The organism is Zhongshania sp., assembly GCF_029212375.1.
In the GTDB taxonomy this organism is placed as follows: Bacteria; Pseudomonadota; Gammaproteobacteria; order Pseudomonadales; family Spongiibacteraceae; genus Spongiibacter.
The window spans coordinates 124,522-136,469 of the sequence record NZ_JARGNU010000004.1; the positions used below are offsets into that span (position 1 = coordinate 124,522).

11 protein-coding genes are annotated in these 11,948 nt (G+C 51.3%); 7 read left to right on the forward strand and 4 right to left on the reverse strand.

From position 1 onward, the window contains the following. Window positions 1-19 precede the first annotated feature (19 nt). Window positions 20-1,321, reverse strand: coding sequence for a GntP family permease (locus P1U47_RS06150; RefSeq protein ID WP_301027757.1), 1,302 nt, complete (start codon window positions 1,319-1,321; stop codon window positions 20-22). A gap of 346 nt (window positions 1,322-1,667) precedes the next feature. On the opposite strand from P1U47_RS06150, the gene P1U47_RS06155 reads away from it, so the two are divergent. Then, window positions 1,668-2,687, forward strand: coding sequence for an alkaline phosphatase D family protein (locus P1U47_RS06155; protein WP_301027758.1), 1,020 nt, complete (start codon window positions 1,668-1,670; stop codon window positions 2,685-2,687). 67 nt (window positions 2,688-2,754) lie between these two features. Here P1U47_RS06155 and P1U47_RS06160 read toward each other — a convergent pair whose 3' ends face one another. Together P1U47_RS06160 and P1U47_RS06165 are read right to left on the reverse strand one after the other, a co-directional pair. Further along, window positions 2,755-4,743: an SDR family oxidoreductase gene (locus P1U47_RS06160; protein WP_301027760.1), complete on the reverse strand. Its 1,989-nt coding sequence runs from the start codon at window positions 4,741-4,743 to the stop codon at window positions 2,755-2,757. Between the two features lie 51 nt (window positions 4,744-4,794). Continuing rightward, a complete protein-coding gene (locus P1U47_RS06165) occupies window positions 4,795-6,198 on the reverse strand; it encodes a wax ester/triacylglycerol synthase family O-acyltransferase (protein WP_301027761.1) in 1,404 nt (467 codons plus the stop codon). Between the two features lie 370 nt (window positions 6,199-6,568). Here P1U47_RS06165 and P1U47_RS06170 point away from each other — a divergent pair, with 370 nt between their 5' ends. The 6 genes from P1U47_RS06170 to P1U47_RS06195 all read left to right on the forward strand — a co-directional run bounded on the left by P1U47_RS06170 (window position 6,569) and on the right by P1U47_RS06195 (window position 10,320). Continuing rightward, window positions 6,569-7,417 (forward strand): peroxiredoxin, encoded by an 849-nt coding sequence (locus P1U47_RS06170; RefSeq protein ID WP_301027762.1) that lies wholly within the window; start codon window positions 6,569-6,571, stop codon window positions 7,415-7,417. Window positions 7,418-7,451: 34 nt separating this feature from the next. Then, window positions 7,452-8,126 (forward strand): NUDIX hydrolase, encoded by a 675-nt coding sequence (locus tag P1U47_RS06175; RefSeq protein WP_301027763.1) that lies wholly within the window; start codon window positions 7,452-7,454, stop codon window positions 8,124-8,126. A gap of 231 nt (window positions 8,127-8,357) precedes the next feature. Next, window positions 8,358-8,819 (forward strand): EF-hand domain-containing protein, encoded by a 462-nt coding sequence (locus tag P1U47_RS06180; protein WP_301027764.1) that lies wholly within the window; start codon window positions 8,358-8,360, stop codon window positions 8,817-8,819. 39 nt (window positions 8,820-8,858) lie between these two features. Beyond that, on the forward strand, window positions 8,859-9,407 hold the full coding sequence (locus P1U47_RS06185) for an RNA polymerase sigma factor (protein ID WP_301027767.1): 549 nt from the start codon (window positions 8,859-8,861) through the stop codon (window positions 9,405-9,407). Further along, window positions 9,404-9,859, forward strand: a complete 456-nt coding sequence (locus P1U47_RS06190; RefSeq protein WP_301027768.1) for a hypothetical protein — start codon at window positions 9,404-9,406, stop codon at window positions 9,857-9,859. The genes P1U47_RS06185 and P1U47_RS06190 overlap by 4 nt, the downstream gene beginning before the upstream one ends. Then, window positions 9,856-10,320, forward strand: coding sequence for a periplasmic heavy metal sensor (locus P1U47_RS06195; protein ID WP_301027769.1), 465 nt, complete (start codon window positions 9,856-9,858; stop codon window positions 10,318-10,320). The genes P1U47_RS06190 and P1U47_RS06195 overlap by 4 nt, the downstream gene beginning before the upstream one ends. A 62-nt stretch (window positions 10,321-10,382) precedes the next feature. Here P1U47_RS06195 and P1U47_RS06200 read toward each other — a convergent pair whose 3' ends face one another. Continuing rightward, window positions 10,383-11,945, reverse strand: a complete 1,563-nt coding sequence (locus P1U47_RS06200) for a DHA2 family efflux MFS transporter permease subunit (RefSeq protein WP_301027770.1) — start codon at window positions 11,943-11,945, stop codon at window positions 10,383-10,385. Window positions 11,946-11,948: the final 3 nt, after the last annotated feature.

The following is an 11,948-nucleotide window of genomic DNA, read 5'->3' on the forward strand; positions in this document are numbered from 1 at the left end:
CGGCTTTTTGGGCGATTGGTTAAAACCACTGCATCAAACAGACCGCCAATATTAAACCCAAGGTGGGAATTGCAATGGTTAGCGCGGCAATAGGCCAGTACGCGCTTTTATGGGTTTCGCCGCAAATGGCGCGCACGGTGGTGACGATATAGCCATTGTGGGGCAGTGAATCGAGGGCACCAGAGGCAATAGACGAAATCCGGTGCAAGTGGTCGGGGTTCACCCCTAAATCGGTGTAGTGGGGCGCGAGTACCGGCAGGGCGATGGACAAGCCGCCAGACGCGGAGCCAGTTAAACCGGCAATAGTAGTCACCGCCAGCGCAGCGCCAATTAATTCATTACCGGGAATCGCGGTCATCGCTTCGATGGCCACAGCGAAGGCCGGCGACGCTTTCGCGACGGTGCCAAACCCCACCACGGCAGCGGTATTGCCGATCGCAATTAGCGCGCCGGTGGTGCCCTCGTTAATCGCTTTATTAATATTGTGAAAATGCCGAAAATTTAACAGACTCAGGCTAATACAGCCGCCTAATAGCGCTAGGATGAGCGCGTATTGCTGAAATTGTTCGTGGCAAAAATACGAAATGCTGAGTACCACCAGCAGTGGTACCAAGCCACTAATCGGATTGGGGTAATCCCGCTCTGGAATAGCGGGGTCGGTGGCGCGGTGTTCAAAGCGCTCGCCGTTGGCGACAGCTTTGCGCACCATGCGATTGATCCAGAAAAAGCCCAGTACGGCCATAAATATGGCTACCGTGAAACTGATTTCCCACGCCGCATAAGGGCTGGTGTGCAGAAATTTAACCGGTATCCAGTTTTGAATTTCTGGCGAGCCCGCGGTGGTCATGGTGAAGGTCACTGAGCCGAAGGCCAGCGCGCCTGGAATAAAGCGTCTTGGTAGATTGGCGTCTTTAAACAGGCCCAAGGCCATGGGGTAAACCGAGAACGCCACAATAAATACGCTAACACCGCCGTAGGTTAGTACCGCGCAGGCGAGAATAACGGCGGCCACCGCGTGTTTAACGCCGATTTTACTAATAATCCAGCGGGCTAGACTGTCGGCGGTGCCGGTGTCTTCCATGAACTTGCCAAACAAGCTGCCGAGTAAAAACATCAGAAACCATGCACTGATAAAGCTGGCAAAGCCGTTCATATAAGTAGTGACAAAGGCGACGGAATCGGTGTTGGGGAAAATCGGAATACCGCCGCTGATGCCCACAACTAGGGCGCACAGCGGCGCGGCAATAAATAGGTTCCAGCCCCGTAAGGCCAGTGTGGTGAGTAATAACAGGCCGCCGATTAAGCCGATCATACTAACCATTGCATGCTCCAAATCTGTATTTGTGTTGTGGTAGTTAAGGGGGTGGCCTAATGCTAACCGAGTAAGGCGTTGGCGTGCTAATAAAAAACGCCGTAATTTTAGGGTGTTGGTGGTTTTGCCTGCTCTGCCCTGAGCGAGGTAGCCACAGCTTACATCAATAGGCCCGTCGCTAGGGTGACCCCCAGTTGTCATAACCTTTTGTTAAAACAGCACAGTTTATTTTATACAGGGCTGCCAGATGTTCATACCTCGCTTATTGATAACTGTATTTTTACTACTTTGGATAAGCGCCTGCGGGACGCTGCCAAGTGACACTACAAATAGTCTTTCTGCGTCTCCACCGTACATGGGGCAAGAAACCGAGATAATTGCTTTTGGCTCCTGCCTGCGCCAGTGGGCAGAGCAGCCAGTGTGGCAGGGGGTGAACAGTGTAAACCCTAAGGCGTTTATTTTTACCGGCGACAATGTTTATAGCGATGTGGGGCCTTATCTTCAGCAGCCACTGCCAGCGCGAATACAACAAGCGTATAAGGATTTAGCCTTTAGTCCTGAGTTTAATGCATTTTTACAGAACATCGAGCAACAGAACGGCGGGATTTATGCCAGCTGGGATGATCACGATTACGGCAGTAATGATGGTGGTGCTGAGTTTGCTTATAGGGCTGAGGCTAAACAATATTTTGCCGACTTCTTTCAGCTCGATCCCGCGGCGATTGGTTCGTCACCTGAACTTGGGATCTACCACAGTAATTATTTTACGGTGTCGGGGTTGCGGGTTCAGCTGTTGGTGTTGGATACCCGCAGCTACCGCAGCCCAATTAAGCGCAGTGTAAATGCCAGCGCCTGTACGCCCACGGGTATTGTTGCCAACCGTGACCCTGAGGCCACCGTGTTGGGTGCGGCTCAGTGGGCTTGGCTGGCGAATGAATTACAGCAGCCGGCAGATATACGTTTGCTGGTGTCGAGTATTCAGGTTTTAGCGACTGAGCACTGCTTTGAAAAATGGCAGAATTTTCCCCAAGAGCGACAGCGTTTATTTAACGTGCTAAAGGGCAGTCAGGCCAATGGTCTGATTTTGTTGAGTGGTGACCGCCATCTAGCCGAAATTGCCAAGGCCGATATTGGTCTGCCTTACCCACTTTACGAGGTAACGAGCAGTGGCCTTAATTCGGCGGTGGGGTTGAATAGCCCCGCAGCGAATGAAAAAAATACGTTGCGCTTATCGGCTAAGCCAATTCTTGTTAATAATTTTGGCAGCATTGAAATTCGCCGCAATGGCCAGCACATTGAATTGGCCTTGCAGATTCGCGATGTGAATGGTCAAGTATTACAGGAAACGCTCTTAGACTTACGCAGTTTGCGCTAATACGAATGTGGAGAAGAGAATGCGATAGGAGGATGATATTGCTCCTATCGCATCGTGTTGACGAAACTTAAACGTGAATACCCTTGAGTACCGCAGCCAGTGCCATTTGCTCAGTTGATACCTCGGGGCTGGCGGCATCGCCTTCACCTTTGGCGGCAGATGAGTCTGGGAAGGTGCGAAATACCGTGTTCATGGTGATTTCCACTGCCTTGGGCATGATGGCGTTGAGCACCTGTGCGGTGATTCCCAGCCCCGTCGCAATACGCTTAGGACGGCGAATAATCGCGTCGCAAATCATATCGGCGGCTTCTTCTGGCGATAAGGTTGGCACCGAATTATAGATTGAGGTTGGCCCAATCATCGGTGTTCTTACCAGCGGCATATTTATGGTGGTAAAGGCAATATTGCGGTCCGAGAACTCGGCGGCAGCACTGCGTGAGAAGGCGTCCAACGCCGATTTAGAGGCCGCGTAAGCCGAGAAGCGTGGCGATGTGCCAACGATTACGGCGATTGACGAAATATTAATAACGTGACCGGCTCTGCGCTCCAGCATTGACGGTGCCAAGCCCATAATCAGGCGGATAGCGCCAAAGTAATTGAGCTGCATGGTGCGCTCAAAGTCGTGGAAGCGGTCGAAGGTTAGCTCTAGTGAGCGGCGGATCGAGCGACCGGCATTGTTAACAAGCACATCTACCTGGCCGTGATTCTCGAGCAAAGTGGCCACGAGTTTATCGCAGGAACTTAAATCCGATACGTCGCAGCTGTAAGCAAAGCTGGTGCCGCCTTTCTCATCAATTTCTTTCTGAGTTTCTTCGAGCTTTTCTAGCGAGCGGGCAACCAAGATGACTTTGGCACCTGCCGCGGCTAATTTCAGTGAGGCTGCTTTGCCGATACCGGACGAGGCGCCAGTAATAACAATAACTTTGTCTTTGACATTGCCTCGCAGTGAGCGGTCTTTAAATAGGTCTGGGTCGAGATTGCGCTCCCAGTAATCCCATATTTTGGCGGCGTAATCTTCCAGTGCTGGTGGCTCAATGCCGCTACCTTTGAGTGCTTTAAGGGTGTCGCGGGCTTCGAAGCGGGTGGGCATATTCATAAAGCTCACCGCGTCGCGGGGAATGCCGTAGTCGGCCAATATCGCGTTGATAATTCGGCGCACCGGCGGCAGGCCCTTTACCAAGCCTAGAATTGAGGCGGGAATAAAGGCAAACATCCGCATATCAATGCGCAGGGCAAAGCGCGGCGCGTGGGCGGCTTTAGAGAAGATGTTGAGCACTTCGCCAACCTGCTGAGATTCGGGGTTAACCAAATGGAAGCAGCGTCCGTCCATACCAGCTTTATGCGACAGAAAATCCATGGCATCGGCAACATAGTCCACCGGCACAATATTCATTTGACCGCCTTCAATGCCGATTAATGGCAGCCACTGGGGTAGGCGGTTTCTGAGTGATTGCAGTAATTTAAAGAAGTAGTAAGGGCCGTCGATTTTGTCGATCTCGCCAGTTTTAGAGTCGCCAACCACCATTGCTGGGCGATAAATGCGGTAGGGGATTTTGCACTCGCTGCGCACAAGGCCTTCGGATACGTGCTTGGTGCGGAAGTAGGCGTGCTCTAAGCCGCGGGCTTCTTCGAACATGTCTTCGCGGAATACGCCGCGGTATAGGCCCGCTGCAGCGATGGAGCTGGCAAGGTGGAAGCACTTGGCTTCCATTGCTTCGGCGGCGGCAATGGCATTTTTGGTACCTTCAATATTAGCGATTTCTTGGCTTTCGGCGTCGGCCTTTAAGTCGTAGATGGCAGCTAGGTGATAAAAATGTTTGACCGAGCCTGTTAAAGTGGCGAGGTCTTTACTGCTAATGCCGAGTTTAGGTTTAGATAAGTCGCCATTAATTGCTACCAGGCGATCGCTGCTCAGTCCAGTTCGCTGCAGAAGGTCTTTGTATTTTTGTTTGGAGCCGCGGCGCACTAGAACGTATATGGTGCCTTTGCGCTTGGCGAGGCGTTCAATTAGAAAACGGCCGATGAAACCGGTACCGCCGGTAACAAAATAACTCATAGGTGAATCTCCAGGTCTTTTGAATTCTATAGTGCTCAGGATCTATTATTTTTAGTTTGATTTTCCTCTGCTAGGGGACACCGCCTCTTCGAGATCGTCAAATGCATCGTGAATGTAATCACTGAGAATATCAAGGTTTGGCATGGCTTGACTGGCTACTAAGCCAAATTGCAAGCGGCCGTCATAACTGTATAGCGTAATATTGAGGTGGTTGCTTGGCGTCAGTGCGCTTATTGGGTACATCTCTTCTAACTTGGCGCCCTTGAGGTAAAGGGCTTTTGCTGGGCCAGGCACATTAGACACCAAGGTATTGCCCAGTGGCGGCAATACATCGCCCAGCTTAAGGGCTTCGCTAATAAGTGAAATACTGCCGAGCAATACGGTGTAAGCCATTACTGAGGCGGGCGGTACACCGTCTATTTGGTAGCGAACATTGCGCAGGGTAAAGCCGATTTCTCGCAGGCGCTCATAAGGATCAGTGGTCTTGCTGGCTAATTCAACCAAGACAATACCAATCTTATTGCCAAAGCTGTCGTCATCACTGCGCCGTAAATTGACCGGCATTTGGATGGTGATTGGCTCATTGATGTCGGCATCACAATCTTGTAAATAGCGGTGCAGAGCGCCGTCTATGCAGGTTAGGGCAATATGGTTGAGGGTGGATCTGGTCTGTTGGCGGAGCTTGGTCACGCGGCTCATATCGACCGCCGCAGTGGCAATTTGCCGACCCGCGCTGACTTGGCCGGTGAGTGGTGTATTGGGGTTGGCTTTAAAGGGAACGGCCACCGCATTTTTAGTCAGGTGTAAGGTTTCCAGTGCCAATTGCGCACTGAGTTTAGATAGCCCAGTGATGGCTTTGAGGTAGTCGCCAGAGCGACCGCCTAGTTGGCTGAGCACCTTCATAATCGAGATGCTGTCTGCGTTTTTTTGCAGGCGTTTTTGCGGGAGAACCGACCAGATCGGCGTGACAGCTTTGGTGCGCGCCGACGTACTTAGGCTGTTAACCAGCCAAGACGACATGGTAACGCCGTCGGCGTAGGCGTGGTGGAGTTTGGTATACAGCGCAAAGCGCTGGTCGTCGATACCTTGAATAACATGCATTTCCCACATTGGCCGTGCTCTATCCATGCGAATGCTGTGCAGCTCGCCAACGAGCTCATAGAGGCTTTCACGAAAATCGTCGCCGCCAATGGTGTGGAAAAAAACGTGATTTTCAATGTCGAATTGAGAGTCTGTCTGCCATTGCGGGGCGGTGAATGTTCCGAACTTAACAATCTGATTAAAGGGCGCACGAATTTCGCTAATATTGCCGGCGTATTCCGCAACCAAATTTTCAACGTAATTGGCTGCTGCCTTTGCAGGCTTACGGAACATCAAGAGCCCGCCAACGTGCTTGGGGCTTGCGTCCGTTTCGGTCAGGAAAAAGGCCAGATCCATTATTGAAAGTTTTGCCATAACTGTAATCACACCCTGTGTTTGCAAGTAAATGGTAGGCTAACGCAATAATTGATGACGTTATTATCTTGCGGCGCCAGTTAATTTATTTGAATACCGTATTAGTCTATGTCCTAATGTTTTGCTTAGCTATTGCCGAGTTTTCGGCAAGTTATTATTTTAGGTCAATGCTCAGTGTGCGCTAAATATCGGCAATTGTGCGCCGCGCCTATTTCTATAGTTGGTCTACTTGTGGCGCCTGCCGTTTGGTGTTCATCTTATGTGGCAGTGCGCGCATACTCATTACGAGGCTGCCTTTACGTTAGTCCACAATATGGATATTTAATAGCAAACTAAGGGATATGTTGGTGAATAGTCGGAATAATAAGAAATGATAAAGACCGTAGTGACCCTTGTTAAACGCTGGTATGCAATTCCCTATTTGCTGCTGTGCTCATTGGTGTCGATACAAAGCGTGTTGTATTTACTGGGCGGCAACGACTTTAGCCTTTCGTGGCTGGGCTCGGCAGTGGCATTAGTGCCACTGGTGGTTTTTATTGGAATTGTCTACTTTTTACCGTGGATCGGCATTGCCCATTTTATTGCTATTCCGGTGGTCGCCGTATTATTTGGGTCCTTTTTGGCGGTGATAGAAATGCGCGCCGTGCCGACCTTTTATACCCTGTTTTTCGGTTTGGGTGGGGTTTTGGCCTATATATTTTGGTATTCCTATTTAGATCGCGGTGACAACCAGCTGCTGCGAATCGGCGCAAAACTGCCCGACTTTAGTGTGCGCACCCTCGACGGCGAGATACTCCATTCCACGGCTTTTCTCGGGCGTAAAACCCTATTAGTGTTTTATCGCGGTAATTGGTGTCCTGCTTGCCAGGTACAGTTGCGGGAGCTGGCCGCCGAATTTGAAGAAATTCAGCGCCGAGGCGTTTCGGTGGTATTAATTAGCCCGCAGGCCCCGCAGCGCAGTGCTGCGCAAGCGCGCCGCTTTAAGGTAGGTATGCAGTTTTGTATTGATGAAGGTAATCTCGCGGCGCGGAGCTTGGGTATTGCTCACCGCTACGGCGTGCCGCTGGGGATTCTTGGCTATGGTCAAGACACCGTATTACCGACGGCCCTGATTGTCGATGAGCGCGGCAAAATTGTGTACGCCGATCTAACCGAAAATTTCCGCGTACGGCCTAAGGCCAAGACCTTAATCAGCGCCTTAGATAGCGTATGGATGTAACTGCTTAAGACCATAATCGTTTTGGATGTAATTTATGAATACCGAGATTAGAGCGGCGGCGACCGCCGTCATTATTCGCGATGGCGAAGCGGGCATTGAAGCCTTATTACTACGGCGCCACCGCCAACTTAAAGTCAGTGGTGGGCACTGGGTGTTTCCTGGTGGTGGAATAGACCCAAGTGACTATCTGGGCGGCAGTGACGACGAGTTGGCGGCACGAGTGGCGGCAGTGCGTGAAACTCACGAAGAGGCCAGCGTAGTACTCGACCCAGAATCCTTACAGTTTTTGTCACACTGGACAACCCCACCCACAATGGGGCGTCGTTTTGCAACCTGGTTTTATTTAGCCGTGGCTGGGCCAGAGCACAGTGAGGTGGTGGTTGACGGCGAAGAAATGGATGATTTTAGTTGGGCGACTCCTGAGCTGTTTTTAGACCAGCATCGCAGTGGCGAAATTGCCTTGCTGCCGCCAACCGTAGTGACCCTGACTGAACTGGCGCGCTGTGCCCGTGCGGCAGAGGCCCAGCGCTTTTACCGCGAGCGTGAAGTGCCCTTTATCGCGCCGCGGATTTCAAAACACAATGAGGTGGTGTGTATGCTTTATGCCGGTGACGCCGGTTTTGACGCCATTGACCCTCATATTGAAGGCCCTAAAAATCGCTGCTATTTAGAAGCTGGAGTGTGGCGCTACGAATTTGCTACGGAATAAGCGGGTATTTAAGCGCCCGTTTAGCCGGCCTGTTGTATTCTTTAAATCGATCCTAGCCCGTTGTTTGCGCGGGCTTCCTAGTCTTTATTTAATCATGGCTGTCCAAAATTTGGTCCATCAAATAATGTTTTTTTTATTTGTGTGCCCGTAAGTGGCGAGGGATTTGTCGGCCCGCGGTGTTTAATCAATACGGCCGTTACATTACTCAAATTTATTAAGGGAACGCAGCTTATGAACACCAAACAATTACTGATCAGCGGACTCATCGCCATGGGCGCAATGTCGGTTCAAGCGGGTGAAGGTAAAGACCGTCATCCTCGGCCAGACCTCAACAATGATGGCGTGGTGACCAGCGCAGAAATGTTGGAGCATCGGCAAGCAATTTTTAGCAAGATCGATGCAAATAAAGACGGCTTTCTGACCAAGGAAGAGGGCGAAGCCTTTAAAGCGCAGATGGAAGCCAAACACAAAATGATGCGCGAAGCGAAAGCGCAAGAGCGTTTCACTAAAGCAGACAGTAATGGCGACGGTAAAGTGTCGGCAGAAGAGTTTGCCGCTCAAGCCCAAGCCCAGATTGCGGAAATGGACGCCGATGGCAATGGCGAACTCAGCCGCCGCGAAATGCACAAGGGTATGCGCGACGGTGGACGTAAACATGGCTGCGACGGCGGCCACGAGAAGCGCGGCGAGTAAGGTGGGTATTGTATCAAACCAATAACACTTAGCTGCTAAATGCCAAGCGATGACGTGAGTTTGATGCGCCGGCTTGCCGGTGGCGACCAACAGGCATTTACCTGTCTGGTCGACCGCCACAGCAAGCTGGTACTTAATGTTCTATACCGCATTGTGCTGTCGCGTGACGACGCCGAGGATCTGTGTCAGGAGGTGTTTGAGCGCTTGTGGGTGAACGCGCCACAGTGGCGCGACGACGCTAAAATCACCACATGGCTGTACCGAGTAGCTAATAATTTAGCCATTAATTTTCGCCAGCGCGTGCAGCAACGCTACGTGCTGGATTTAGATGAAAACTCCATCGCCGAGGGTGGTGCAGATGAGATCGCAGCGGCGAGTAGTCCCACAGACCATATTGCCGATCAAAGCCTAGTGCAGGCATTAGCCCAGTTGCCAGAGAATCAGCGTGCGGTTTTGGCCTTTCGGTTTTATCGGGATTTACCCGTAAAAGATATTGCAGAAATTATGGGCTTGTCGGCCAAGGCTGTTGAGTCATTGCTGGGCCGCGCCAAAACCCAGCTAAGACAGAATTTAGGAGGTGGCGAGTGAATACATCGCAAACACTATTGGCTAGAGCAATACGGCATTATGGCGCCCAGTTCGGCGCGTGGCCGTTATTATTGCGGCCACTATTAGGCCTGGTAATTCTGTGTAGCCGTCGCAGTCGGCAGCAATGGCAAGCAGCTCAGCGCGAAGCTCAAACCGCAAATGGTGACCTACTTCAAGCTTACGCAGACGGTATGCCGGAACTTAGCCCGAGCGATACCTTGCAGCGGCGCCTACAAGCTATTGCCGCTCGCCCCCAGCTGCGTAGCACAAAAGCAGTTACCCCCATGCCGTTTTGGCGAATTAGCCTTGCCTCAGCCATGGCCTCGGCACTATTGGGCTTGGTATTAGGCGCGGGCGGTATGCTCGACGAATTTAGTGACAGCGATAGCCTGTATCTGGAGAGTGCAATGAATTACGAAGTCAGTAATTGGCTAGCAGGTGACATTCAATGACATCACGCAAAGGGATTTTAATTGCCTTGTTGGCATCAGTAATAATCAATGGCGCCTTAATTGGCCTGATTGTTGGCCATCGCATGGAAGGCGAAGAGCGCCGCGCCATGCACGGCATGACTCGACAGTTGCTGCGCGATGAACCCAGCGAATTTGCCGAGCCAATGCGTCTTGCCATGGAAGCCCACCGCAGCGAAATGCGCAGTGCTTTTCGGCAAATGCGCAGCGCGCGGCGGGATATGTTTAAAATTCTGAAAATACCAGAGGCGAGCACCGCCGATATAAATCAAGGTTTTGTTCGTATCCGCGAGGCAGAGATGAACCTTAAAGCAATAAGCCACCAAGTGCTCGCCGAGGTTTTGCCTAATATGCCGGTAGAGCAGCGTCTGCATTTTGCAAAAGAAGACATGATGCGGCGTCACGGTGGTAAACCCCATAGCGGAGAGCGGCCTGCTAACTAAGGGGTTGTCGGTAATTTAAGCGAGCCGCCTTCAGCAGCACATATTCACTTTTTGTATCTCGGTTAGTGGGCACCGCCGGTATCGACTGCCGCGTGCTTGCCGTGAATTGGCTTGGTGCTCCAGATGGCGATTATTAACACCAAAAACATCATTGACGAAAAATAAAATATATCATTTACGCCAAGGGTGCTGGCTTGCACTGACAGTGTTCGCTCAAACATCGCGTTAGCCTGATCACCGCTTAAACCGAGCTGCTGCAAGTTTTGCATGCTGTCGGTGTAAATTGGATTGTACACATTGGCGTGTTCCATTAGCTGGGTGTGGTGCAGTGCAGAGCGGTTGTCCCATGCGGTGGTAGTAATAGATGATCCAAACCCACCACAGAGAACGCGTACAAAATTGCTCAAGCCACTGGCAGCGGGTATTTGCTCTGGTTTTAAACCAGACATAATGAGCATCGTCAGCGGTGTGAAAAATACCGCCATCGCAAAGCCTTGAAGATAGGCTGGCAGCATCACACTCCAATTATCAACGCTGCTGGTAAATAATGAGCGCATATATAAAACCAATGCGAAAATCAAAAAACCGCAGGTTGCCAATATGCGGGCATCCATGCGGTGTATATTGCGGCCCACAAAAGGCGACAGCAATATGGCGAATAAGCCCACCGGTGCCATTGCTAAACCGGCCGCGGTTGCGGTGTAGCCGATTTGGGTTTGCAGCCATAGGGGTAAGATCACAATATTGCCAAAAAAGGCGCCGTAACCCAGTGACAGTGCGATGACCCCGCCAGTGAAATTGCGGTTGCGAAATAAAGATAAATCCACAATGGGGTGCTTTTCGTTTCGCTCCCAAATTAAGAAGAAAACCAAACCCACCACTGCAACTACGGCGAGCGCAATGATTTGCCCTGAGTTAAACCAATCCAGCTCGCGGCCTTTGTCTAACATGATTTGTAAGGCGGCTATCCACAGAACTAAAAGCGATAAACCAATGGTGTCGACTGGCAGCTTTTTGGTAGCGGTTTCCCGCGTGCGGTAGATTGTCCATGTGGAATAGGTGGCCAGTACGCCGAGTGGCACGTTGATATAAAAAATCCACGGCCAAGAATAATTATCTGAAATCCAGCCGCCCAGAATTGGCCCCACCACCGGCGCTACGAGGGTGGTCATGCTCCACACGGCCATGGCAGTTCCCGCTTTGGCCTTAGGGAAACTGGCCAAGAGTAGCGACTGCGACATTGGGATCATTGGCCCTGCAACCGCACCTTGCAATATTCGAAAGGCAATTAACATTTCAATACTTTGCGCGGTTCCGCAAAGAAAAGATGCAATCACAAATAGCAGCGTAGACACAATAAAGAGGCGCACTTGACCAAAGCGTTGCGACAGCCAGCCTGTTAAGGGAATTGCAATTGCGTTAGACACGGCGAAGGAGGTAATTACCCAGGTGCCCTGATTTGCAGACACGCCAAGATCGCCGGCAATGGTGGGAATTGCAACATTGGCGATGGAGGAGTCCAGCACGTTCATAAACGTGGCAAGCGATACCGACACCGCGCCAATCGCGAGTATTACGCCCTGCAACGGCGGTAATGTGGCCTCGGCATTCGCAGCATTAGCCATAGC

Coding starts and splice junctions, on each gene's coding strand:
- P1U47_RS06150 (WP_301027757.1), bottom strand. CDS start 1,321: ATGGTTAGTATGATCGGCTTAATCGGCGGCCTGTTATTACTCACCACA.
- P1U47_RS06155 (WP_301027758.1), top strand. CDS start 1,668: ATGGGGCAAGAAACCGAGATAATTGCTTTTGGCTCCTGCCTGCGCCAG.
- P1U47_RS06160 (WP_301027760.1), bottom strand. CDS start 4,743: ATGAGTTATTTTGTTACCGGCGGTACCGGTTTCATCGGCCGTTTTCTA.
- P1U47_RS06165 (WP_301027761.1), bottom strand. CDS start 6,198: ATGGCAAAACTTTCAATAATGGATCTGGCCTTTTTCCTGACCGAAACG.
- P1U47_RS06170 (WP_301027762.1), top strand. CDS start 6,569: ATGATAAAGACCGTAGTGACCCTTGTTAAACGCTGGTATGCAATTCCC.
- P1U47_RS06175 (WP_301027763.1), top strand. CDS start 7,452: ATGAATACCGAGATTAGAGCGGCGGCGACCGCCGTCATTATTCGCGAT.
- P1U47_RS06180 (WP_301027764.1), top strand. CDS start 8,358: ATGAACACCAAACAATTACTGATCAGCGGACTCATCGCCATGGGCGCA.
- P1U47_RS06185 (WP_301027767.1), top strand. CDS start 8,859: ATGCCAAGCGATGACGTGAGTTTGATGCGCCGGCTTGCCGGTGGCGAC.
- P1U47_RS06195 (WP_301027769.1), top strand. CDS start 9,856: ATGACATCACGCAAAGGGATTTTAATTGCCTTGTTGGCATCAGTAATA.
- P1U47_RS06200 (WP_301027770.1), bottom strand. CDS start 11,945: ATGGCTAATGCTGCGAATGCCGAGGCCACATTACCGCCGTTGCAGGGC.